The organism is Streptomyces sp. Root1310 (assembly GCF_001426425.1).
Lineage (GTDB): Bacteria > Actinomycetota > Actinomycetes > Streptomycetales > Streptomycetaceae > Streptomyces.
The window spans coordinates 106,338-128,978 of sequence record NZ_LMEQ01000033.1; the positions used below are offsets into that span (position 1 = coordinate 106,338).

17 protein-coding genes and 2 pseudogenes are annotated in these 22,641 nt (G+C 73.4%); 9 read left to right on the forward strand and 10 right to left on the reverse strand.

Annotated elements, in window-relative coordinates:
- Positions 1–120: 120 nt before the first annotated feature.
- Positions 121–906, forward strand: a complete 786-nt coding sequence (locus ASD48_RS36680) for a hypothetical protein (RefSeq protein ID WP_057606205.1) — start codon at positions 121–123, stop codon at positions 904–906.
- A gap of 113 nt (positions 907–1,019) precedes the next feature.
- On the opposite strand, the gene ASD48_RS36685 is transcribed toward ASD48_RS36680, so the two are convergent.
- From ASD48_RS36685 to ASD48_RS36710, 7 genes and pseudogenes are all read right to left on the reverse strand, one after another.
- Positions 1,020–1,751, reverse strand: coding sequence for a GAF and ANTAR domain-containing protein (locus ASD48_RS36685; RefSeq protein WP_057606206.1), 732 nt, complete (start codon positions 1,749–1,751; stop codon positions 1,020–1,022).
- A gap of 87 nt (positions 1,752–1,838) precedes the next feature.
- On the reverse strand, positions 1,839–2,666 hold the full coding sequence (locus ASD48_RS36690) for a TIGR03943 family protein (protein ID WP_057606207.1): 828 nt from the start codon (positions 2,664–2,666) through the stop codon (positions 1,839–1,841).
- Complete coding sequence (locus ASD48_RS36695) at positions 2,663–3,670, reverse strand: permease (protein WP_057606509.1); 1,008 nt, start codon at positions 3,668–3,670, stop codon at positions 2,663–2,665. Before ASD48_RS36695 ends, ASD48_RS36690 begins: the two co-directional genes overlap by 4 nt.
- Before the next feature lie 52 nt (positions 3,671–3,722).
- Entirely contained in the window at positions 3,723–5,066 is a 1,344-nt protein-coding gene (locus tag ASD48_RS36700) for a helix-turn-helix domain-containing protein (protein WP_057606208.1), read from the reverse strand.
- Between the two features lie 320 nt (positions 5,067–5,386).
- Positions 5,387–5,806: pseudogene (locus ASD48_RS41390) on the reverse strand (hypothetical protein); the annotation flags it as partial.
- A gap of 774 nt (positions 5,807–6,580) precedes the next feature.
- Positions 6,581–7,201 (reverse strand): annotated as a pseudogene (locus ASD48_RS45830) (hypothetical protein); the annotation flags it as partial.
- Between the two features lie 78 nt (positions 7,202–7,279).
- The gene (locus tag ASD48_RS36710) at positions 7,280–8,584 is read right to left on the reverse strand and encodes a PP2C family protein-serine/threonine phosphatase (protein WP_057606209.1); all 1,305 of its coding nucleotides are present in this window, start codon (positions 8,582–8,584) and stop codon (positions 7,280–7,282) included.
- Between the two features lie 188 nt (positions 8,585–8,772).
- On the opposite strand from ASD48_RS36710, the gene ASD48_RS36715 reads away from it, so the two are divergent.
- Positions 8,773–9,219, forward strand: a complete 447-nt coding sequence (locus ASD48_RS36715; RefSeq protein ID WP_057606210.1) for a hypothetical protein — start codon at positions 8,773–8,775, stop codon at positions 9,217–9,219.
- 85 nt (positions 9,220–9,304) lie between these two features.
- Here ASD48_RS36715 and ASD48_RS36720 read toward each other — a convergent pair whose 3' ends face one another.
- Positions 9,305–9,841, reverse strand: a complete 537-nt coding sequence (locus ASD48_RS36720; RefSeq protein ID WP_057606211.1) for a hypothetical protein — start codon at positions 9,839–9,841, stop codon at positions 9,305–9,307.
- A gap of 144 nt (positions 9,842–9,985) precedes the next feature.
- Here ASD48_RS36720 and ASD48_RS36725 point away from each other — a divergent pair, with 144 nt between their 5' ends.
- Positions 9,986–10,894 (forward strand): hypothetical protein, encoded by a 909-nt coding sequence (locus tag ASD48_RS36725; RefSeq protein ID WP_057606212.1) that lies wholly within the window; start codon positions 9,986–9,988, stop codon positions 10,892–10,894.
- On the opposite strand, the gene ASD48_RS36730 is transcribed toward ASD48_RS36725, so the two are convergent.
- The gene (locus ASD48_RS36730; RefSeq protein WP_057606213.1) at positions 10,791–12,149 is read right to left on the reverse strand and encodes a PLP-dependent aminotransferase family protein; all 1,359 of its coding nucleotides are present in this window, start codon (positions 12,147–12,149) and stop codon (positions 10,791–10,793) included. The two genes, ASD48_RS36725 and ASD48_RS36730, sit on opposite strands and share 104 nt — an antisense overlap.
- A 190-nt stretch (positions 12,150–12,339) precedes the next feature.
- Between ASD48_RS36730 and ASD48_RS36735 the strand changes: the two genes are divergently transcribed.
- The 3 genes from ASD48_RS36735 to ASD48_RS36745 all read left to right on the forward strand — a co-directional run bounded on the left by ASD48_RS36735 (position 12,340) and on the right by ASD48_RS36745 (position 16,145).
- Complete coding sequence (locus ASD48_RS36735) at positions 12,340–13,122, forward strand: alpha/beta hydrolase (protein ID WP_057606214.1); 783 nt, start codon at positions 12,340–12,342, stop codon at positions 13,120–13,122.
- Positions 13,123–13,133: 11 nt separating this feature from the next.
- A complete protein-coding gene (locus ASD48_RS36740; protein WP_057606215.1) occupies positions 13,134–14,087 on the forward strand; it encodes an endonuclease/exonuclease/phosphatase family protein in 954 nt (317 codons plus the stop codon).
- A gap of 78 nt (positions 14,088–14,165) precedes the next feature.
- A complete protein-coding gene (locus tag ASD48_RS36745) occupies positions 14,166–16,145 on the forward strand; it encodes an FUSC family protein (RefSeq protein ID WP_057606216.1) in 1,980 nt (659 codons plus the stop codon).
- Here ASD48_RS36745 and ASD48_RS36750 read toward each other — a convergent pair.
- The gene (locus ASD48_RS36750) at positions 16,142–18,277 is read right to left on the reverse strand and encodes a PhoX family protein (RefSeq protein ID WP_057606217.1); all 2,136 of its coding nucleotides are present in this window, start codon (positions 18,275–18,277) and stop codon (positions 16,142–16,144) included. The two genes, ASD48_RS36745 and ASD48_RS36750, sit on opposite strands and share 4 nt — an antisense overlap.
- 266 nt (positions 18,278–18,543) lie before the next feature.
- Between ASD48_RS36750 and ASD48_RS36755 the strand changes: the two genes are divergently transcribed.
- The 3 genes from ASD48_RS36755 (at position 18,544) to ASD48_RS36765 (ending at position 22,628) form a co-directional block, all read left to right on the forward strand.
- On the forward strand, positions 18,544–20,295 hold the full coding sequence (locus tag ASD48_RS36755; protein WP_057606218.1) for a VWA domain-containing protein: 1,752 nt from the start codon (positions 18,544–18,546) through the stop codon (positions 20,293–20,295).
- 83 nt (positions 20,296–20,378) lie between these two features.
- Positions 20,379–21,995 carry a methionine--tRNA ligase gene (gene metG, locus ASD48_RS36760; RefSeq protein WP_057606219.1) on the forward strand — a complete coding sequence of 539 codons (1,617 nt, stop codon included), beginning with the start codon at positions 20,379–20,381 and terminating at the stop codon, positions 21,993–21,995.
- A gap of 141 nt (positions 21,996–22,136) precedes the next feature.
- Positions 22,137–22,628, forward strand: coding sequence for a hypothetical protein (locus ASD48_RS36765; RefSeq protein ID WP_057606220.1), 492 nt, complete (start codon positions 22,137–22,139; stop codon positions 22,626–22,628).
- Positions 22,629–22,641: the final 13 nt, after the last annotated feature.

Below are 22,641 nucleotides of genomic sequence, written 5' to 3' on the forward strand. Positions count from 1 at the left end.
CCGCCACCACCCGCCCGCACCAACGCCGGTAACCCGTACGGCCCGCCGCGCTGGTCGGCTCGTGGCACCGGTGTTGCCGTGAGAGGACGCACCCGCGCGCACCCCTGGAGGCACCCCCCGATGGCCCGTCCCTCCCTCCTCGCCTCCACGCTCCTCCTCGTCACCGTCGCCACCCTCACCAGCGGCTGCGCCACCCTCGGTCTGGAGCACCCGCCGACCGCCGCCCCGGCCACCCCGACCGTCGAGCGGTCCTCGGCCAGGCCCACCGCGCCGACCACCTCGCCCGTCCTCACCGAGGCGCAGGCACGCGCCGCCCTCATCACCGAGACCGACCTCGGCGCGCCCTGGACCCCGACCCGGGGAGCCGCCACCTGGCGGGACGGCATGCTCAAGGCGACCACCTCGGTCCCCGACTGCCAGAAGCTCCTCGACGCCCTCTACGCCGACGAGCTGCTCGGCGGCCCCGCCCGCGCCGTCGTCGGACTCGACGATCCGGACGCCGGCGCCCAGCTGCGCTACCAGCTCAGCGGCAGCCGTCCGGCGGACGTCGACGCCCGGCTGGCCTGGCTGAAGACGATGCCGCAGAAGTGCGCCCGGTTCACGGCCAAGGCGACCGGCGACACCGTGCTGGACGCGCAGGTCTCCGAGCTGCCGCTGCCGGAGGTGGGCGACGTCCGCCAGGGCCTGCGCGTGACCCTGACGATCTGGGCGACGGCCGAGGAGAACCCCGGCGGCGATCCGACCGCCCTCACCCTGGACGTCGCCGCCGTCCGGGCCGGCCAGGACTCCTTCGCTCTCACCAACGGCGGCCTGAACGACGCGCCGAACGCGGCGACCCAGGCCGCCGTCCAGCTCGGCGTCCGACGGCTGGCCGACATCAGACAGCAGGGAAAGGTGCAGGTCTGAGGCACAAGGACGAGGGCCGGGGCGAGGGCTCCGGCGAGTGCGCGCGGATGCGAGGCCGCGGGGCGGGGCACAGGGGCGGGGTCGGCGGGGCGGGCAGGGCCACAGAGGTGGGGTCACAGGGGCGGGTCGTCGTCGAAGCGTGTGCGCAGGGCGACCACCTCGTGGGACAGGTCCAGCACCGAACGGCTCCTCGCGAAGGCGTGCCCGCGCAGCAGCGACAGCGCCTCGTCCGCGGCGACGCCGAGCTGGGCCATCACCATCCCGACGGCCCGGTACACATCGTCGTGGTCGGTGGCCAGCGGGCTCAGCCAGCGGCTGACGTCGTCCGGGTCGTCCGACTCGGCCCGGGGCAGCGCCACCAGCGCGTCCGTCACGATCTCGGCCACCGCCCGCGCCCTGCGGACCTCCTCGGCGGCGAGCTCGCCGGGCGCTTCCCGGTAGAGATCGAGGGTGCCCACGCACACCGCGCGGTCGCCCAGCGGCAGCGCGTAGACCGACCTCACCCCGAGCGCCGAGGTCTGCTGGGCGAACACCGGCCACCGGAAGGCGTCCCGGCTCGACATCAGATCCGGGGCGGAGACCACCGAACCGGTCTCGGCCGCCTCGAAGGAGGGCCCATCCCCCAGGCTGACCTGCATCTCCATCACATACGCGGCCCGCTCGTCGCTCGCGCTCAACGGCACCGGAATCCCGTCGCCGCGCAGTGACATGCTCGCCCCGCTCACCGGCAGCAGCTTCAGCACGGCGTCGCACAGCCGCTGCGGCACCTCCCGCGGACCGGCGCCGCGCATCTCCTCGGCGATGACTTCGGCGACCCGGTCCCGCTCCCGGTGGCCCACGGTCATCACCTGCCATCACCTGCGTCGACGGGCCGGCTCACCTCCCGTGGTGCGCCGGGTACCCCTCCCGCTCGCCAGGAGAACCTGCCTCGGCTACGGCTTCTCGTAGGGATCCGCCGGCTGCTTCACCCGCGTGACCTCGGCCGCGTCCAGGACCGGCGGCCAGGCCGCGTCGGAGCCGAGCTCGCCCTTCGGACGCCAGGCGCCGGTGACGGTGACCCACGTGTCGGCGGGCAGGACGTCGTCGTCCGCGTTCCGGATCTCGACCTTGCCGGTGGTGGCGTCGGCGGCGCAGCAGGTCACGACGAGGCGGGTGACGTACCAGGTGCCGTCGTCGCCGTGGGTGACGAAGCCGGTCAGGCGGACGGTACGGCCCTTCAGCGAGCGTCCGCTGTCGTAGATCGCGCGCGAGCTGAACTCGGCCACCGTCAGTTCGACCGGGTCGCCCGCCGGGAGCGCGGGGAAGGTGCCGATGCCCTGCGCGGCCCGCTGGGCGGCCTCGCGTCCGGCGCTGTAGGAGCCGAGGGCCGGGGGAGGGAAGAGGAGGAGGGCGAGAGCGGGGAGCGTGAGCAGCCAGGCGACGCGGGGCCCGGCGCGGCCGTGGGAATGCCCGTCGTGACCGGCGTCCCCGCCGTCGTCCTCGTCGACGTCCTCGTGGTCGACGTCCGCGTGGTGGACGTCTTCGTGGTGGACGTCTTCGTGAGGGGCGTCCTCGTGCCGGGTGTCCTCGTGGGGGTCGGGCGTGCGGGGGCGCAGGACCGCCGTCACGAGGCCCAGCAGCACCAGGGCGACCCCGGACACGATCAGGTAGGGCCGCATACCCGCCTGCACATAGCGCAGGTACAGCTCCCCGAAGAGGGTGATCCGCAGGACCGCGCCGCCCGTCAGGAGCAGCAGCGCCGCCGGTCCGTACCGCCTCACAGCAGCCACCGCCCCACGAGGACGGCGGCGGCCACGGCCACCACCCAGGTCATCGACGCGAACCGTACGGCGAACGACCGGCCGAAGGTGCCCGCCTGGAGCGCGAGCAGCTTCAGGTCCACCATCGGGCCCACCACCATGAACGTCAGCTTCGCGGTGGGCGGGAAGGCGCTCAGCGAGGCGGCGACGAAGGCGTCGGCCTCGCTGCACACGCACAGCACGACGGCCAGGAGGGCCAGCAGTGGCACCGCGAGCCAGGGCGACCCGGTGAAGAGGTCGAGCACCGAGCGCGGGACGGCGATGTTGAAGGTGGCCGCGGCCGCCGCGCCCAGCACCAGGAAGCCGCCGGCGTGCAGGAAGTCGTGCTGCAGTCCGGTGAGGAAGGCGCGGGCGCCGGTGGTGTGGGCCGACGGCGTGCCGCGCCCCGGGAGCCGCAGCCACTTCTCCTTCCCGAACCGCGCCCACAGCCAGCCCATCAGCACGGCGGTGCCGAGCGAGGCGAGCAGCCGGGCCAGGACCATCTTCGGCTGGCCCGGGAAGGCGATGGAGGTCGCGACGAGCACGACCGGGTTGATCGCGGGCGCGGAGAGCAGGAAGGCGAGGGCGGCCGCCGGGGCGACCCCGCGCCGCATCAGGCTCCCGGCCACCGGCACCGAGGCGCACTCGCAGCCGGGCAGCACGGCCCCCGCGACACCGGCCACCGGCACGGCGAGCGCGGGGTTGCGCGGCAGGAGCCGCCGGAACACCCGCTCCGGCACGAACGCGCCGATCGCCGCCGAGACGACCGTACCGAGCAGCAGGAAGGGCACCCCCTGGACGGCGACGGCGGTGAACACCGTCCACCAGGCGGCCACCGGCGGGGTGTAGAGGTCGAGCGCGAGCGTCGGCCCGAGAACGGACACGACGGTCGCGATGGCGACGAGCGCGGCGCCGCCGAGCACGGCGTACACGGACGCACGCACGACGACCCGCAGGCCGTCGGCCACGGTCCGTTGATTCTGCACGCGGCGCACGCTAACGCCCTCAGCAGTGAGAACGCTGTGGGTCGGGCGCGCCCTAGAGCGGTGGCTGGGCCGGCGCCGGCCCCAGGGTCGTCGTCCCCGGCGCCGTACGGTGCCCGAGCCCCGTGCGGTACGCGTCGAGCGCCGCCTCCACCCGGCCCGTACGCCGCAGCAGATCCCCCAGCATCCGGCACAGGTCGGCGAGATCCCCGGCGGCCCCCGCCCGCTCCAGCAGGCTGAGAGCGCGCACGTAGTGCTCCTCCGCCGCCTCCGTGTCCCGCGCGTCCTCGGCGATGATCCCCAGCAGCCGGTGCGCCCCCGCGGAGTGCACGGCGCCGCGCTCGGGCGACAGATCCCCGAGGACGGTGTGCAGCAGCGCGGCGGCCTCCTCCGACTTGCCCCGCCGGTGCAGGACGTCGGCCAGCTCGACGGCGACCTGGCTGCTGTAGAGGGCGGCGCGCTGCGCGGAGAGCATGACTTGGGCCTGCTTCAACTCATCCTCGGCGCGCTCCAGTTCGCCGTTCTGCGCGTAGACGTAGCCGCGCATCCAGTGGCAGTTGGCGAGCTCGGTACGGAGCTGGAGCTGACGGTAGAGCTCGGACGCCTTGGCCAGCGAGGCGTCGGCCTCCGCGAGACGGCCCTCGGCGAGCAGGGTGCGGGCGACGGACCGGTGCATACGGGCGACCAGGGCCGGGTCGGCGACCTGGGGCGCGAGGGCGAGGGCGAACTCGGCGGCCTGCGCGGCGCGGGCCTGCGCGCCCATGTCCATGTACGGGCCGATGACGGAGGCGTAGAGGAGGAGCAGCGCGTCGGGGTCGTGCAGCCCGCCCCGGTTGAGCTCGTCAAGAGTGGATTCCAGCAGGTAGACGGCGTAACGGAGTTCACCGGCGAGGTAGTGGGCGACGGCGCGGCCGCGCAGGGCGGGCACGCGGGCCGGGAGCGGCGCGTGCGCGAGAGCGGCCTCGGCGCGCTCGAAGCAGCGCAGCGCCGTGTCCAGGTCTCCCGTGTCGATCCCGCACTCCCCGAGGCCGAGCAGCGCGGTGGCCTGCTCCTCCGCGAGCCCGTGCTCCTCGGCCTCCGCGAGCAGCCCGGCGTACTGGAGGGCCGCTTCCTCGGCCGCCCCGGTGGCCAGCGCCCGCTGGGCCTCGGTGAGACGGAGCCGCAGATCGGTGACGAGGCGGGCGGGGCGGCCGGTCGCCAGCTCCTCGAAGTCGACGCCCAGCCGCTCGGCGATGTGTTTGAGCGCCTCGTCGGAGGGCCGCACCCGGCCGGCCTCCAGCGTGGAGACATAGGCGGGGGTGTAGGTCGGCTCGGCCAACTGCCGCTGTGTCAGCCCTCGTTCGACCCGCAATCGCTGCACCCGGCGACCGACGACCTCCGGCTCGTCCCGCTCTCCCACGCCCGGCTCCCCCAACTACCCCTGTGCCTCTTGCCGTTGGACTATCTCAGCCCCTAGGTTAAACGGCGAGTTAAGCATGCTTAACAGCTTGCTGACGTGAGTATCGCAGTCGCCGACGTTGCGAGGTAGCCGTGCCCGGACGCCCATCCGCACGCCCTTTCACGCCCTACGTCAGGGCCGTCGCCGCGGCCGTCCTGACCGTGACGGCCCTGATCACCGCGGCCAACGCGGGCCCCGCCAGAGCGACGGACGCCGGTCCGGCCTCCCCGGCGGCCCGATCCGAGACGGCTGAGCGCCGCTAAGGCCTGCCGCCGGGCGGCTCAGCCCTGCGTCCGAAGCTGCCGCAACTGCTGTCGGACGTGGTCGAGCGCGCCCTCGCGGCGGCCCGGCACCCGGCCGCGCAGCCGCGCGATCTCCGGGCCCAGTGCGCGGGCCCGCGGCGCGTCGGGGATCCGCCCCCACTGGTGGTGCGCCCGGTCGACCGCCGCCTCCACGGCGGGCGCGTCGACCGGCTGCCCGGCCTCCAGCCGGGCGACGGCGACCGCCATCCAGGTACGGCAACTGCGCTCGGCGTCCCCCGCGAACATCGCCAGATCCGCCCGCACCTCACCCCAGTGCAACGCCTCCTCGGACCCGACCCCCGACGAGACGGCGGCCGCCTGCTCCAGCCGAGCGGCAAGAACATCGGCTTCCCCGTGCCGCCCGGCCCGCACGGCGGTGGAAATGGCGAGGTGAGGGTCGTCAGGCACACCGGATCCGTCCACCGACGTACCGGGGTCGGCGGGGTCGGCGGGGTCGGCGGGGCGGGTGGGCACGCCATGCGCGCCGGGAGTGCCGGGGGCGGCGGGGTCTGCGGGCATGCCATGCTCGCCGGGTACGCCGAGGGCGGCGTGCGTTCCGGAGGCGTTGGGCACGCCGGGCACGCCGGGGGCGGCAGGTGCGTCAGGGAGTGCAGGTACGGCCGAGGCGAGAGGTGCGCCCGGGGCGACGGATGCGCCGCGGGCCGCGGGCACGGTCGAGGTGAGCGGTTTTCCCGAGACGGCGGACACGCCTGAAGCGTCAGGCACGGCCGAGGCAAGAAGCGCGCCCGACGCGACGGGGGCGCCTGCCACGACGGGGGCGCCTGACACGGCAGCCACTCCGGAAGCGGCGGGCGCAAGCGACGCGAGGGGTACGCGCGAGGCGTCAGGTTCGCCGAACGCGACAGACCGGCCCGGCGCCGCCGGCGCGACCGCCGCCAGAGGCGCACGCGCGGCACCAGGATCGCCGGAAGCAACAGGCCCGCCCGGCGCCACCGGCGCGACCGAGGCCAGAGGCACACCTACACCCACAGCACCGGGATCGCCGAACCCGGCAGGAACGACCGGAACCGCCGGTGCGACCGACGTCCAAGGCGCACGCGCGGGAACAGGTGCGCCCGATGCGGCAGGCAGGCCGGGGGTCGTCGGGCCCGTCGGCCCGAAGGGTGCGTGGGCGGTGGCAGGCGCGTCCGAGGCGGTGGGGGCGGACCAGGGGGTGAGTACCAGGTCGCCCACCTCGCCGTCTCCCGCGATGCGGGCCAGCGCCGCCTGGTGCAACCGTTCGAGCACCGGACGTCCTCCGCTGCGCAGTATCGTCGCGACCGCCCTCATGTACGACGGCGCGGCGACGGCCCGGCGGCCCGGCGGCGGCGCGATCCGCCCGTAGACGGCGACCGCGGGCCCGCAGTCCAGGGCGCTGCCCCGCAGCCAGTCCCAGGTCTCCGGGTCCGCGCGCAGATCGAGCACCAGGGTCGTGGAACCGGGCGCCCGCAGCCGCAGTTCCTCCCGGAACCAGTGCCACGGGAACGCCGTGTACCGCACGGTCGGGGGCGTCGTACGGGCGAGCGCCAGGTGGGGCAGCCGTTGCCGCCGGTCGAGCTGGAGCTGACCCGCGACGAACAGGGTGAGCGGCCCGGGGGCCACCGCGGCCGCCCGCAGCCGGGTCAGAACGGCCTGCGGATCCAGCGGATCGGCGAGTTCGACGACGTTCGCGGTGTCGGTTCCGGACAGCACGGGAGGCGGCACGGCCGCGAGCACGGGGAGGACGGAGGCCGCGTCCACCAGACATCCCTTGCCCATGGGCGAGGCCGCGAGCAGCAGCACGGTTCCGGGCATGGTCCCCTCCCGCATGGTCCCCTCCCCTGTCGATCACGTACCTCAGCACCGTAACCGCTGCGGGTGCAAAGGGGACCCTCAGGCCTGCAAACGTCCCCCTACGGGGCCTTCGCCGGACGTCGGCACAGGCGTCGCCGGCCGCACCGCGAAGATCGTCGTGTCGTCGGCGAGACGGCCCCGGCAGTGCCGCAGCGTGCCGTCGCGCACGAAGGCCACCAGCCGGCCCGGCTCGGCGTTCCGCGGGTCGCGGGCGAGGCCGGCCGCGATCTCCTCGGCCAGCGGATAGAACTCACCTGCGCCGTTCCGCGCCTCGGTCACCCCGTCGGTGACCAGCAGCAACGTCTCACCGGGGGCGACGGCCACCCGGAGCACCGGCGGGGGCCCACCGTCCTGCGCGACGAGCTCGCCGAGGCCGAGCGGGAGCCCCTCCCCGCTCGGCAGGGCCCGTACTCCCTGCCGCCCGCCGACCGCGAGCGTCGGCTCGTGCCCGAACCCGACGATCTCGACCACGCCCGGCTCCCCCACGTCCACCCCGGCCGCCCCGGCCACCCCGTCCGCCCCGTCCACCCCGTCCGCCCCGTCCGCCCCGTCCGCCCCGTCCGCCCCGGGGAACCCGATCAGCACGGCCGTCGCGAACCGGTCGCCGTCCGCCCACCCGAGGGCCGCGGTGTGCGCACGGTGCCGTCGCATCCGGGTCTCCAGCCGGCCGGCCACGGTCGCCAGATCCGCCTCGTGGTACGCGGCCTCGCGGAAGGTGCCCAGCAGCGCGGCCGCCGCCTCGACCGCGCCCAGCCCCTTGCCCTGGACGTCACCGAGGAGCACCCGGGTGCCGTGCGGACCGGGCTGGATGTCGTAGAAGTCGCCGCCCACCCGGGCCTCGGCGTCGGCGGCCAGGTAGACCGCCGCGTGGTCGAGGCCGCCCCAGTGCGGGGGCAGCGGACGCAGCACCGTACGGCGGGTCGTCTCGGCGATGTCCATCATGTGCAGCATCCGCCGCTCGGCGCGCACCCGGACCGACGCGGCCAGCACGGACAGCACACCGCCGACCAGCACCAGCACGAAGTCGGCCGCGCCCTCCCGGTACTCGGAGGGCCAGGCGGCGTCGCTGGTGGCGTAGGTGAGCAGGGCGAGCACCGCGAAGAGCGCCGTCGTCCACACCCCGCAGAGCGCGGCGGCGATGGCGGCGACGAAGACGCACCAGGAGACGATGCGGAACTCGCCGGTGGTGTTGAAGTCGGCGTAGGTGATGGCGACGAGCATCACCAGCGGCACGAGCCAGGTGACGCTGCGGCCCCGGATCTGGAGCAGCTGGTGCCGCTGCAGGACGTCCCGGCGCCGGGCCCGCGGAACGCGGTCGAGCAGGCCGTGACCGCCGGACTCCATGAGGTCAGCGAAACACGGGGGCGCGGCGCCCGCATCCGGGAACCGGCGGGCGCACCCGGTGGAGGAATCCTGAGAGGGCAGGGAGCCCCGGCAGAGAACCCGGACGGGGAACCCGGTGCACCCGACTTGCCACCGCCCGCGCCCAGGTGTGCCCTGGAAGGCGGGGGCGAGGAGAGAGGAGTCCTCTCATGGCTCATGCGGCACCCGCGTCAGGCGCACGGACACCGTCCGCACGGTCCCGTACACCCGATGTCTTCAGCGAACGGGCCCACCGGGCCGCGGAGTGGACGACACCCGTGGCACTGGGGCTCGTCTACGGCTACTGGGTCGCGGCCAACAACCGCTCCGGAGGCCCCATCACCGGCTGGAACCTGCTGCTCGGCTTCGTGAGCGCGATCGTGTTCGCGGCCCTGTGGATGGGCATCCACGCCCTGGCCCCACACATGCGGCGCGAGCTGCACGCCCTGCTGTGGACGGCGTTCGCCGGCTGCGCCTTCGGCTTCCTCTACAGCGAGACCGGCGCGACCGTCCTGCGCTCCGTCGGGATGTCCCTGGCGGTCTCGGCAGGCGTCTTCCTGACGCTGTTCTACCGCTTCTACACGCAGGAGGACGCGGCGGGAAAACGTATCCGCTGATCCGCCCACCGACGGCGTCCGCGCAAGGACGCACACGGGCCCCGGCGTTGTACGCCGGGGCCCGTGCCTTCCCTCATCCCTCCACTCACCGGCCGACCGGGACCCACTCCCAGTCACCCGACGAGGCTCCTGATGTTGCGGTGGTGCTGAAGCTCCACGAGCCGGTGAAGCTGAACGTCACGGTGGCCGAGACGCCGACCGCGATGTTGGTGAACGGGTCGTCCCAGTTGGTCCAGTCGCCGTTCTTCCACCGCGGGCACGGGTCGGCGCAGTCGGGCACCCGCGCGCCGCCGGTGTCCACGAAGGCGGCGCTCGCCCAGCCCTGGGCACCGAAGAGCCAGTACCAGTCCGGGTTGCCGTTGACGCTCTGCCCCTTGACCAGGCACTGCACCCGGTCGTGACTGCCGGGCGCGAGCGTCGCGACGACGGGTGAGCGGGTGGTGGGTTCCTGTCGCACACTCAGGTCGGAGCGCGAGACGACGGTGCCCCTGATCGAGCTGTTGCCGTCGCCACCGCTGGTCGGAGGGGCCGCCGCCGCCGTGGTTCCCAGGGTCGCGCCGGCGAGGGTGCCACCGGTGAGCAGGGCCGCGGCCAGAGTCCGCAGGGCCAAAGTGGTGCGCATGATCGACCTCCTTCTCCCCAGAACCAGGAAACACCCGTTCGGGTGAACCCTCCACCGGAGCGCGTCGCCAGGGCCTCCGCGCGGTGCCACCCGGACGGCCGCCACGGGCTCGCGTTCCCCGCCCGGACCCCGTTGCCTGGAGGGGTGTCCTCAAGCCTGCGGACCGCCCTCTCGGCCGTCCTCGTCGCGCTGTCCTGCCTGCTGGTGCCGTTCGGCGCGCTCGCGGCCTGGGCGGCGTACGGCCTCACCGACACCCGCGGCTATGTCGCCACGATGGCGCCGCTCGCCACCGACCCCGCCGTACGGAACGCCGTCGCGGACACGGTGAGTGACGGAGTGGCACGCGAGGCCGGGCTGAACCCGCTCTTCCTGCGGGACGCGGTCCGCTCCTTCACCGCTACCCGCGCCTACCGCACGGCCTGGGACGCGGCCAACGAGACTGCCCACACGGCCGTGATGAGAGCGCTGGACGACGAGAGCGCCGACCGCGACTCCCACCCGGTGACCGTGGACCTCGCGGCCGTCACCTCACCGCTGAAGCGTCAACTGACCGCCGACCATGTGCCGTTCGCCGACCGCGTGCCGGTGGAGCACACCCGTGTCGCACTCCTCCCGCCAGATGGACTGGCCGCTCTCCGGAAGGGCTACCACGTGCTCGACGTAGCCGGTTTCTGGCTGCCCCTGGCAGCCGTCGTGTTCGCGATGGCCGGTATCTCCCTGGCCGTCTCGCGCCGCAGGGCGGTCACGGCGACGGCCCTCGGCACCGCCCTGGGCGGCGCGTTGTTGGGCCTCGCCGTCGCGATCGCCCGCCGCCTGACCCTCTCCGACCTCCCCGACGAGGCCCACCGCCCCGCCGCGGGCGCGGTGTACGACGCCCTCACGGCGACCCTGCGGACGGCCTCGTGGCTGCTGCTCACGCTGGGCCTGACGGTGGCGGCGGCGACCTGGCTCATCCGCCGGTGCTCCCCGGCGGTCCGCCGGCTGCGACGGCGGCGAGTGTGCGCAGCGCCCGTGCCAACTCCTCCTCCGGAGCCGACGCGAGTCCGAGCCTGACCGCGTCCGGGGTGCGGTGCGGGTCGACGGCGAAGGCGGTCCCTGGGGTCACGGCGATGCCGTGCGCGGCGGCAGCGGCGGTGAAGGTGTCGGCCCGCCAGGGCGCGGGCAGCTCCCACCAGGCGAAGTAGGCGCGCGGATCGGTCCGTACCGTGCCCAGCTCGCCGTGGTTCTCGGTGAGGTTCCGGGTGAGGATCGCCTGTCGTCGGGCGGCGTCCGCCCGCTTCTCCTCGACGAGCCGCCGCACCACCCCGTCCCCCGTCCACCGCACGGCCGCCTCCAGCGCGAACCGTCCCGCGCTCCACCCGCCGGACCGCACCGCCGCCCCCACGGCCTCCGTCCGGTCCTCCGGCACGACGAGAAAGCCGACGGTCAGCCCCGGCGCGACCCGCTTGGACAGCCCGTCGACGACATGGGTGAGCCCGGGGGCGTGCGCGGCGAACGCGGCGGCGTCCGGGCGTAGAAAGGACCAGATGCGGTCCTCGACGACCGGCAGCCCCAACGCGACGACGAGGGAACCCAGTTCGCCCCGCCGCCGCTCGCTCATGGTCGAGGACGTCGGGTTGTGGAGCGTCGGCTGGAGGTAGAGGGCGGACAGCGGGGCGGCCCGGTGGGCGGCGGCGAGGGCGTCCGGCCGTACTCCTTCCGCGTCACCCGCGAGCGGGACGAGAACCACCCCGAGCCGTCCGGCGATCTCCTTGACCAGCGGATAGGTCAGCTCCTCGACCCCGACCCGGCCGCCCGGCCGGACCAGGGAGGCGAGGGCCGCGGCGATGGCCTGCCGGGCGTTGCCGGTGAACAGCAGCTGTGCGGGGTCCGGCCGCCAGCCGGGCACGGCGAGAAGCCGGGCGGCGCTCTCGCGGGCGGCCGCGGTCCCGTCGGCGGCGCCCGGACGCATGGCCTCCGTCAGCACGTCGGCCCTCAGCAGCGGCGCGAGGGAGGCCGCGACGATCTCCGACTGGCCTGCGGCCGAAGGATAGTTGAGCTCCAGGTTGACGGGTGCGGAGGTGGCCGTCTCGATGAGCGCCCGGCCCTGGGCGACGGTCGGCGCGGCCCGCACGAAGGTCCCTCGTCCCACCTCGCCCACCACCAGGCCACGCCGCACGAGTTCGCCGTAGACCCGCCCGGCCGTGGAGGGTGCGATGCGGTGCCGCCGGGCGAACCAGCGTTGCGGGGGCAGCTGTTGGCCGGGGCGGAGCCGCCCGGCGACGATGTCCTCGGCGATGCGGTCGGCGATGAGCCGGAAGTCGGCCATGGGGCGTCCGGGAACCTTCCCTCGTCATCACTCGACGATCCCTCGATGATCCTTCGGTGCCCCTCCATGATCCCTGCCCGAGCCCCGACCGAGCCCCGCACGGACCCCGCGTGATCCTTTCGCCCGCGGATTGCACCGAGGGCAAAGATCTTATTGCACCGAGAAGACGGCCCGCCCTACTGTCGCTCCCATGGCACCCTTCCTCGCATACGAGGACAAAGGCGCGGATACGCCCCCGGCGCTCCCCCTCGTCCTCGTCCACGGCCACCCCTTCGACCGCACCATGTGGGCCCCGCAGATCGAGGCGTTCTCCACCACCCGCCGGGTGATCGCCCCCGACCTGCGCGGTTACGGCGCGTCCCCCGTGGTCCCCGGCGTCACCCTGCTGTCCGACTTCACCGAGGACATCGCGGCACTCCTGGACGAACTGAAGGTGGAGACGTTCGTGCTGGCCGGGCTGTCGATGGGCGGCCAGATCGCGATGGACCTCTACGGGCGGTTCCCCGACCGCGTCCGGGGCCTGGTCCTCGCCGACACCTTCCCGGCCCCGGAGACCCCCGGCGGCCGACTGGCGCGCAACGAGATGGCAGACCGGCTGCTCGCGGAGGGCATGCGGGGCTACGCCGACGAGGTCCTGGAGAAGATGGTCGCCCCCTACGCGGCCCCCGAGGTGAAGGCCCACGTCCACCGCATGATGACGTCGGCGCCCCCCGAGGGTGCCGCCGCCGCCCTGCGCGGCCGCGCCGAACGCCCCGACTACCGGGCCCTGCTGACCCGCGTCACCGTCCCCGCCCTGGTCGTGGTCGGCGAGGACGACGAGTACACCCCCGTCTCGGACGCGGAGGCGATGCACGCCGCGCTCCCGCACTCCGAGCTGCGGATCGTCGAGGGCGCGGCCCACCTGCCGAACCTGGAGCGGGCGGGCGAGTTCAACAGGGTGTTGGCGGAGTTCCTGGCGAAGACCGGGGCGTAGCCTTCGGCGGGATGAGGTCGACGCGAGGACGGCTCCTCGGCTCCTGGTGCGCCGGGCTGCTGCTGGCCGGGGTGAGCGTGGTCGTCGGATGCCGGATCGCCGACACCGATGCCGTGACCCCCGTACCGCAGCTGCTCGCCTTCCTGCCGTGGCTGACCGTGCCCGCCGGGGCCGCCGTCGCCCTCTCGCTGCTCGCCCGCCGTCCGGCCGGGCTGATCTGGGGAACCGTCGTGCTCGGGCTGCTCGCCTGGTTCGTCGAGCCGTACGGGACGGGGGAGCAGCCGGACGGGCCGGTGCTCGCGCGGCTGCGGGTGCTGACGTCGAACGTGGAGTTCGGCTGGGCGACCGACGCCCTGATCCCGGTCGTCCGGCGCGAGCGGCCGGACCTCGTGTTCGTGGAGGAGTGCGAGTACACCTGCCAGGCGACGGTGGCGAAGGAGCTCGGGACCGCCTATCCGTACCGGCAGGCCGTCGCGGGCGACGGCTCCGTCGGGTCCGTCGTCCTCAGCCGCTTCCCGCTGACGGCCACCGCGGACGTGCCCGGCACCATGGGCATGCCGGGGGCGGTGGCCGACGTCGGCGGACATGCCGTACGGCTCCAGCTCGCGCACCCCGAACCCCCGCTGCCCCGCCAGGTGTCCCTGTGGAAACGGGAGCTGGGCCGCCTGCGGGACTTCGCCGCCCGGCACGCGCACGCCCCGCTCGTCCTCGCCGGGGACTTCAACGCCTCCCAGGACCACGCCGCCTTCCGCCGCGTCCTCGGCACCGGACTGCGCGACGCGGCCCGGCTGGCCGGCGAGGACCGCGAGCCGAGCTGGCCCAGCCGCACCGCGCCCGGCTTCGGCACGCAGATCGACCATGTGCTCGTGTCGCGGGACTTCTCGGCGGCCGGGGCCCGCTTCCTCCGCCTCGCCGGCACCGACCACCGTGCGCTGGTCGTCGACATCACCCTCCACCAGCGCTGACGGCCGCCGGCCGGCCGCCGGGGCGGGATGCCGGGGCAGGATGCCGGGGTGCCGGGGCGGGGTGCCCATAATGAGCGCATGTCCCGCGAGTTCCGCATCGGCCTCACCCCTCCCGACTGGCTGGTCCGGAACCTCCGCTCCGAGCAGTCCGCCGTCAACCGGCCCGCCGTCGCCCGCGCCGCGCTCGCCATGACGCTGCCGCTGCTGATCGGCCTCGCCGCGGGGCACCCCGCGTACGGCGCGCTCGCCTCCATGGGCGCCCTGTCCGGTGTCATCGGCGACACCGCCGACGCCTACCGCATGCGGATCATGAACATCGCGATCCCGCAGCTCTTCGGAGCGGTGGGCGTCACCCTGGGATCCCTCGTGTACGGACACGGGTGGCTCGCGGTGGCCGTCGTCACCGGCGTGGCCCTGGTCTCCGGGATGATCTCGACGATCGGGGCCGTGGCGTCCGTGTCCGGACTGCTGCTCCTGCTCAACTCCGTGGTGGGGGCCGGACTCTCGATGCCGGGGGAGTGGTGGCTGGCACCGCTTCTGATGACCGGCGGCGGGCTGCTCGTGCTCCTCCTCGCCCTGCTCGCCTGGCCGCTGCGCTCAGGGGTGCCGGAACGCACGGCGGTCGCCGCCGCCTATCGCGCGGTCGCCGATCTGCTGGCCGCCTGCGGCAGCGAGGTCCCCGGCGCGTACGAGGACGCCCGGCACACCGTCACCCAGTCCCTCAACCAGTCCTACGACCTGGTCCTCGCCCGCCGCACCGGCCAGCACGGTCGCAGCACCGAACTGACGGTGCTGGTAGCCGAGTTGAACGCCATCATCCCGGTGGTGGAGGCGGCCCCCGCGGCCCATCTGGAAGGCCGCCCGCTCCCGGCGGAGGTCCCCGCGGCCGTACTCCATCTCGCGCGGGCCGTGGAGACCGGCTTCACCGGACCGATAGGGCTCCGGCTGCCCGGCCCCGGCTCCGAGACCGCGCGCGCCGTCGACCACGCCCTGCGGCACGCCGCCGAGGTGGTGGCCGCCCCCGACCCCGACCCCCGGGGCGTCGACGACCGGCTCGGCCGTCCGGCCGCCCTGCGGGTCCGCGCCGCCCGCGCCACCCGCGACGTCGCCCTCTCCGCCGCGTCCTGGCGCTACGGGCTGCGGCTGGCCCTGTGCATCGGCCTCGCCCAGGTGCTGGTCTCGATCGTCCCGGTGCCGCGCTCCTACTGGGTGGCCCTGACGATCACCTTCGTGATGAAGCCCGACTTCGGCTCGGTGTTCTCACGGGCTCTGCTGCGGGCGCTCGGCACCGTGGCCGGACTGGTGGTCGCGGCGGCGGTGCTGTCGCAGGTCCCGCGCGGCTGGTGGGACGTGCCGGCGATGCTGCTGCTCGCCTCGCTGATCCCGGCGCTGACCCCCCGCGGCTACGGCTACCAGACCGCGGCGATCACCCCGGTGATCCTGCTGCTGTCGGACATCCTCAACCACCAGGGCACGGCGCTGCTGCTCCCCCGCCTGGTGGACTCGCTGATCGGCTGCGGCATCGCGCTCGTGGCGGGCTACCTGCTGTGGCCGGAGAGCTGGCACACCCGGGTCGGCGACCGGCTGGCGGACGCCGTCGCGGACACCGCCCGCTACGTCGACTCGGCCTTCGGCCCCGCCGTCGACCCCGCCGCACGCGCCCGGATGCGCCGCCGTCTCTACCGCGACCTGTCCGTCATCCGTACGGAGTTCCAGCGCGCCCTGACCGAGCCGCCGCCCACCGGACGCCGGGCGGCGGCCTGGTGGCCGCTGGTCGTCGCGGTGGAACGCATCGTGGACGCGACGACGGCGGCCCGGGTCCGGGTGAAGCACGGAGCCGGGCCGCCGTCGGCGCGCGAGGTCGGGCATGTCACGCTCCAGCTGCGGGAACTGGCCGACGGCCTGCGCGACACGGATGTGCTGTACCCCGTGCGCACCGACCTGACCGGCCCGCCCGGCAGCGTCCTGGAGCCCCTGCGCCAGGAGGTCGCGGCGGCGAGGGCGATCGCCTCACCGCACGCGGACGGCCGACGCGCCGGCCGGGGGTCGGGCGGCTAGACCCCGATGTCCTCGCCGTCCGTGCGCCACACGGCCACGACAGCCGGGCGGACGATCTTCCCTGCGCCGTCGGGCCAGGTGCTCGCCGGCTTCTCCACCGTGGCGCCGTCGACCTCGCCCGGATGCTGCACGGCGACGAGCACCCGCCGGTCCTGGACGATCGGGCCGCAGGTCTCCGCACCCTTCGGCACCGTCAGGAACTGCTTCAGTTCACCGCGCCGCGAGCCGCGCGTCGCGACGCCGAACAGTCCGTCGTGCGAGCCGAGCTGGCTGCCGTCGGTGGAGATCCACAGGTTGCCGTGCGGGTCGAAGGCCACGTTGTCCGGGCAGGAGATCGGGCTGACGTCGTCCTTCGGGAAGCCCGCGAAGTAGGTCGCCGGGTCGTCGGGGTCACCCGCGACGAGGAACAGCGACCAGGCGAACGTGGTGCTCTCGGGACGGCCGCGCCGCTCGGTCAGCTCCAGGATGTGCCCGTGCTTGTTGGCCTTGCGCGGGTTGGCCTCGTCCGCCTCGGCGTTCGCGCCGACACCTCGGTTGGTGTTGTTGGTGAGGGCCACGTACACCTTGCCGGTGACGGGCGAGGGCTGGATGTCCTCGGGCCGGTCCATCTTCGTCGCGCCGACCTTGTCACCGGCGAGCCGGGTGAAGACGAAGACCTCGTCCGCGGTCATGCCCTCGACGTGCGAGACGGCGCCCTCGGCGGTGGCGGTGGCGATCGGGATCCACTCGCCGCTCCCGTCGAACTCACCGTCGGCGGGCAGCTTGCCGGTGCCGTCGATCTCGATCGCGGGGGAGTCCCCGGTGAGCCGGGCGACGTAGAGCGTGCCCTCGTCGAGCAGCGACAGGTTGTGCTCGCGGACGGCCCGGCTCGACCCCTTCCTCATCCGCTTGCCGCCGACGAACTTGTAGAAGTAGTCGAACCGCTCGTCGTCACCGGAGTAGACGACCGGCCGCCCGTCCTCGGTCAGCCGGACGGTCGCGGCCTCGTGCTTGAACCGGCCGAGAGCGGTGTGCTTGCGGGGCGTGGAGGCCGGGTCGTACGGGTCGAGCTCGACGACGTACCCGAAGCGGTGCACCTCGTTCGGCTCCCGGGCGACGTCGAAGCGCTTGTCGAACCGCTCCCACTTGCGCTCGGTCGCGCCGGTCCCGATCCCGTACCGCTTGTCCGTGGCCCGGTTGCCGTTGGCGAAGTACTGGTTGAAGTTCTCCTCGCCGTGCAGCGTGGTGCCCCACGGCGTGGTGCCGCCGGAGCAGTTGTTGAGCGTGCCGAGCACCTTCGTGCCGGTCGGGTCGGCGGAGGTCTTCAGCAGGTCGGAGCCGGCGGCGGGCCCGGTGAGCCGGAACTCGGTGGTGGCGGTGACCCGCCGGTTGAGGTGGTGCCGGGGCACGGCGGTCAGCTTGCCGGTCCTGCGGTCCTCCTGCACGACGACCACGCCGAGCCCGTGCGCCGCCCAGGCGACCTCGACCTGCTGCCGGGTGGGGTTGGCGGCGTCGTAGCCGCGGAACATGAGCACTTCGTCGGTGTACTCGTGATTGGCGACGAGCAGCTGCCGGTCGCATTCACCCGGAATGGGCAGCAACGCCAGGAAGTCGTTGTTGTAGCCGAACTGTCCGGCCTGGGCGGCGGCGGTCTGCTTCTCCGGGTCGAAGGCGGGAGCGCCGCGCAGGATGGGCTCACCCCAGCGGATGACGACATTCTGCCCGTATCCGTCCGGAACGGTGACGGCGTCGACGGTATTCGGAGCGACAGCGCTGTACCGCAGCCCCCGCGCACCCTTGGCGGCCGAATCCCCGGAACTCCCGGAATTCCCGGAACTCCCCGAACTCCCGGAGGGCCGGACGGAATTCCCGGAGGACTTTCCGGACGTATCGGCGGAAGCGGCGGCCACGGGCGGCGCACCGGCCATACCCGCGGTCCCGGCGGCGGCCGCGACGGTGACGACCGCGGCGGCTCGCACCATCGCGCGGCGGCCGATCGCCCCCGCGATGACCTCGCCGACATACGCGTTGTCGCTGGTGTTGGGCACCTCGTGGAAGCAGGCGTCACCGCACCGGAAGCGGCAGGTCATGGCGGAGCGTCCGCCGGGATGGGACTGGGACGGCGTTCCGATCAGCGGCAGAAGCTTGCGCACCTTTAATCTCCCCTTGCATGCCCTTGGTGTACTCGTGACGTTAGGGGCACGTATGTGCGGAGGCGCTGCCGCGGAATGAACGAAAAGTGAATCCCCGGCAGCCACAAGGGTGTTGGACTTGCGCGGAGGGGGTGCCGAGGCGGTATTGACACACCTGGATTCCTTACACTCACCCCTGCCCAAGATCACCATCCGGGGCCGTTAACCTTACGTGTCCGTCCTGGCCAGGGATTGACGGGCTTCAACTCACGCGAAGGGTTGCGCACATGGGCATTCTCACTCTCCTGCGGAACGCGTTCGGACGGTCACGCAAAGAGCGGGCCGCCGAGGCAGAGGGTGCGGAACAGGTTCCTTCGCAGGAACAGACCGCCTCCGAGGAGCGGGACCAGGAGTCGACCGGGGCTGCCCCCACGTCGGCAGCCGCGCCGACCCCGGCGCCCGAACCGACGGTCCCCTCCCCCTCCCCCGAACCCACCCCGAGGGCCACCCCCACGGCCCAGGTCCCGGAACCCCGCCCGGCATCCCAGGACGAACACGACCTCGTCTCGGCAGCCTTCGACAACGTCTCGGTCCCCAAACCGACCCAGTCGACAGAGGACCTCCCCACACCGACGGCGGAGGCGGCGGAGCCGTCGGCCGAGGCGGCGGAGGCGACGGCGGAGGCGGCGGAGCCGTCGGCCGAGGCGGCGGAGGCGACGGCGGAGGCGGAGCCGACCACCGAGGCGGCGGCCCCCTCGGCCGAGGCGGCAGAGCCGACGGCTGAGGCCAAGGTTGAGCCGACGCCCCAGGCTGAGCCGACCGTCGAGGCCGAGGTTGAGCCGACCGTCGAGGCCGAGCCGCAGGCGGAAGCCGAGGCCGACGAGCCGACGGCCGAGGCGGTGGTCGAGGAGCCCGCACCGGAAACGGCCGACGAGCCCGCGGCCGCCGACGGCGAGGACGCCGCACAGGGGCCACTCGCGGCCGACAACGAAAGCCGCACGGGTGGTGCGGGTGGGAACGACCCGGCCGAAGGCGAAGCCGAGCCCGAGGTCAAGCCCGAGCCCGAGGCCGAGGCGGAGCCCGAGGCCGAGGCCGAGGCCGAGGCCGAGCCCGAGGCCGAGGCCGAGGCCGAGCCCGAGGCCGAGGCCGAGCCCGAGGTCACACCGGAGCCCGAGCCGGCCGCCACCGCCGACGAGCCCGCACCCGCCACAGCTGAGGCGGAGACCGACGAGCCCGCGGCCGCCGACGGCGAGGACGCCCCGCAGGGGCCACTCGCGGCCGACAACGAAAGCCGCACGGGTGGTGCGGGTGGGAACGACCCGGCCGAAGGCGAAGCCGAGGCCGAGGTCAAGCCCGAGCCCGAGGTCAAGCCGGCCCCGGCCGAGACTCACGGCACCCCCACCCCCACCCTCCCCGCCGGCCTCGCCACCGCGTACGCCGCGGCCGCCACCGCCCTGGAGGCAACCCACCTCACCGCCACCCGAGCGAAGCTCTACCTCGTACTGGACCGCTCCGCGAGCATGCGCCCGTACTACAAGGACGGCTCCGCCCAGGCCCTCGCCGAGCAGACCCTCGCCCTCGCCGCCCACCTGGACCCCGAGGCCAAGGTCCACGTCGTCTTCTTCTCCACGGAACTGGACGGCACCGGCGAGCTGACCCTCACGGACCACGAGAACAAGATCGACGACCTGCACGCAGGGCTCGGCCGCATGGGCCGTACCAGCTACCACGCGGCCGTCGAAGCGGTCCTCGCCCACCACGAGAAGGAAGCCGCGGACACCCCGGCCCTGGTCGTCTTCCAGACGGACGGGGCCCCGGACGCGAAGACCCCGGCCACCCAGTCCCTCACGGAGGCGGCGAAGACCCACCCCGCCGTCTTCTTCTCCTTCGTCGCGTTCGGCGAGCACGACAACAAGGCCTTCGACTACCTCCGGAAGCTGAAGACCCCCAACACGTCCTTCTTCCACGCGGGCCCGACCCCGCGCGAGCTGACGGACGCCGAGCTCTACGAAGGCGTACTGGCCACCTGGCGCCCGTAGGCCCCCGTCGGGGGGTGGAGAATCACGTCCACCCCCCGAAACGCATGTGAGTGGATCTTCGCGAGCCCAGTAGGATTTCGGGCATGGCGGCCACTGGAACCGAGAAGCAGGGTGGCAAGGCGTTCTACGTCTCCACCCCCATTTACTACGTCAACGACGCTCCTCACCTGGGCCACGCCTATACGACCGTCGCAGGCGACGTGCTCACCCGCTGGCACCGCCAGCGTGGCGAGAAGGTGTGGTACCTCACCGGCACGGACGAGCACGGTCAGAAGATCATGCGCACCGCGGAGGCGAACGGCGTCAGCCCCCAGCAGTGGGCCGACAAGCTCGTCGACGAGGCCTGGCGCCCCCTCTGGGAGCACCTGGAGATCGCGAACGACGACTTCATCCGCACCACGCAGCAGCGGCACACCGACCGCGTCCAGGAGTTCGTACAGGACCTGTACGACAAGGGCGAGATCTACAAGGGCGGCTACGAGGGCCCGTACTGCGTCGGCTGCGAGGAGTACAAGCTCCCGGGAGAGCTGCTCGACGGCGAGGGCGACTTCGCAGGTCAGAAGCTGTGCCCGATCCACAAGAAGCCCGTGGAGATCCTCAGCGAGGAGAACTACTTCTTCAAGCTGAGCGAGTACGGCGAGAAGCTCCTCGCCCTGTACGAGGCGAACCCGGGCTTCATCCAGCCCGAGTCCGCGCGCAACGAGGTCGTGAACTTCGTCCGCCAGGGCCTCCAGGACCTCTCCATCTCGCGCTCCACCTTCGACTGGGGCATCCCGATCCCGTGGGACCAGAAGCACGTGATCTACGTGTGGGTCGACGCGCTGCTGAACTACGCCACCGCGGTCGGTTACAACGAGAACCAGGAGAAGTTCGAGGCCACCTTCCCGGCCGACGTCCACCTGGTCGGCAAGGACATCCTCCGCTTCCACGCGGTGATCTGGCCCGCGATGCTGATGGCGCAGGGCCTCCCGCTGCCCGGGAAGATCGCCGCGAACGGCTGGCTGATGGTCGGCGGCGAGAAGATGTCGAAGTCGAACCTGACCGGCATCAAGCCGCAGGACCTGACCTCGCACTTCGGCGTGGACGCGTACCGCTGGTACTTCCTGCGCGCCATCGCGTTCGGCCAGGACGGCTCGTTCTCGTGGGAGGACTTCTCCGCCCGCTACACGAGCGAGCTGGCGAACGACTACGGCAACCTCGCCTCCCGCGTGGCCGCGATGGTCGGCAAGTACTTCGACGGCGTCCTGCCCGAGGCCGGCGCCGACAGCGAGGCGGAGAAGGCGCTGCACGACGGCCTGGCGACCGCGGTCGCGGTGGCCGACCGGAAGATCGGCGAGGAGCTGGACTTCCAGGGCGGCATCCTGGCCGTGTTCGACTTCGTCAAGCAGGTCAACGGCTACATCACGGAGCAGGAGCCGTGGAAGGTCGCGAAGGACGACTCGGCCGAGGGCCGGGCCCGGCTGGCGACCATCCTCTACACCGCCGCTGAGTCCCTGCGCGCCGTCGCCGTACTGCTGAACCCGGTCATGCCGGACACCTCCCAGAAGCTCTGGGACTCGCTGGGCGCCGAAGCCGTCCTGGGTGCTCTCGCGGACCAGCGGGTCCAGGAGGCCGGCACCTGGGGCACGCTCCCGGCCGGTACGACGGTCACCAAGGGCGCGGTGCTCTTCCCGCGCCTGGAGGAGAAGCCGACCGCGTAACGCGTCGGCGACCCACCACGAGGTTCGCCACGGGGTCCGGGAACGAGCGGTTTCCCGGACCCTGCTCGGAAGACGCGCGGGAAGAGCCGTAGAGGTTCCCCCGACTCGGGCATGTTCCCGCCAAGCCGTATGGTTTCCGCCATGGCAGTCCCACACGTCATTCCGATCGCCTACGAGCCGAAGCACCGCACCGAGTCCATCGGGCGGTACGCGGACGGCCAGTTCCTCGCGTCGGTCACGTACGCCTTCCCCGAAGGGTTCCGTCTCGACGACGGCTGGGAAGAGCACAAGCGCCTCTACACCGTGCTGCACACCTTCGACACGGACGGCAACTACCGCGACTCGGACATCTGGTGTGCCGGCACCTGGGCCGAGCAGCAGCGCGACCCGCACGGCGACGACTCGGTCCTCACCCGGGCCCGCGTCCGCCTGGCCACCCTCCTGCGCAGCCTGCCCCGCCGCTCCTACACCGACATCGCGGTCCGCCCCTTCCGGCTCACCTTCGAGGGCGTGCTGTTCGGCCTGGTGATCCGCGAGGACAAGGACGAGGACGGCGAGCCGGAGACCTGGGCGGAGCTCTACCCGGACCGCCTGGCCTTCGCCGAACCCTGGGACGGCACGTACGACACCTGACGGCGGGGGAACG

Excerpts from the sequence above, each read along its gene's own strand:
- ASD48_RS36680 (WP_057606205.1), top strand. The coding sequence starts at position 121 with ATGGCCCGTCCCTCCCTCCTCGCCTCCACGCTCCTCCTCGTCACCGTC.
- ASD48_RS36685 (WP_057606206.1), bottom strand. The coding sequence starts at position 1,751 with ATGACCGTGGGCCACCGGGAGCGGGACCGGGTCGCCGAAGTCATCGCC.
- ASD48_RS36710 (WP_057606209.1), bottom strand. The coding sequence starts at position 8,584 with ATGGAGTCCGGCGGTCACGGCCTGCTCGACCGCGTTCCGCGGGCCCGG.
- ASD48_RS36715 (WP_057606210.1), top strand. The coding sequence starts at position 8,773 with ATGGCTCATGCGGCACCCGCGTCAGGCGCACGGACACCGTCCGCACGG.
- ASD48_RS36720 (WP_057606211.1), bottom strand. The coding sequence starts at position 9,841 with ATGCGCACCACTTTGGCCCTGCGGACTCTGGCCGCGGCCCTGCTCACC.
- ASD48_RS36730 (WP_057606213.1), bottom strand. The coding sequence starts at position 12,149 with ATGGCCGACTTCCGGCTCATCGCCGACCGCATCGCCGAGGACATCGTC.
- ASD48_RS36735 (WP_057606214.1), top strand. The coding sequence starts at position 12,340 with ATGGCACCCTTCCTCGCATACGAGGACAAAGGCGCGGATACGCCCCCG.
- ASD48_RS36740 (WP_057606215.1), top strand. The coding sequence starts at position 13,134 with ATGAGGTCGACGCGAGGACGGCTCCTCGGCTCCTGGTGCGCCGGGCTG.
- ASD48_RS36745 (WP_057606216.1), top strand. The coding sequence starts at position 14,166 with ATGTCCCGCGAGTTCCGCATCGGCCTCACCCCTCCCGACTGGCTGGTC.
- ASD48_RS36755 (WP_057606218.1), top strand. The coding sequence starts at position 18,544 with ATGGGCATTCTCACTCTCCTGCGGAACGCGTTCGGACGGTCACGCAAA.
- metG (WP_057606219.1), top strand. The coding sequence starts at position 20,379 with ATGGCGGCCACTGGAACCGAGAAGCAGGGTGGCAAGGCGTTCTACGTC.
- ASD48_RS36765 (WP_057606220.1), top strand. The coding sequence starts at position 22,137 with ATGGCAGTCCCACACGTCATTCCGATCGCCTACGAGCCGAAGCACCGC.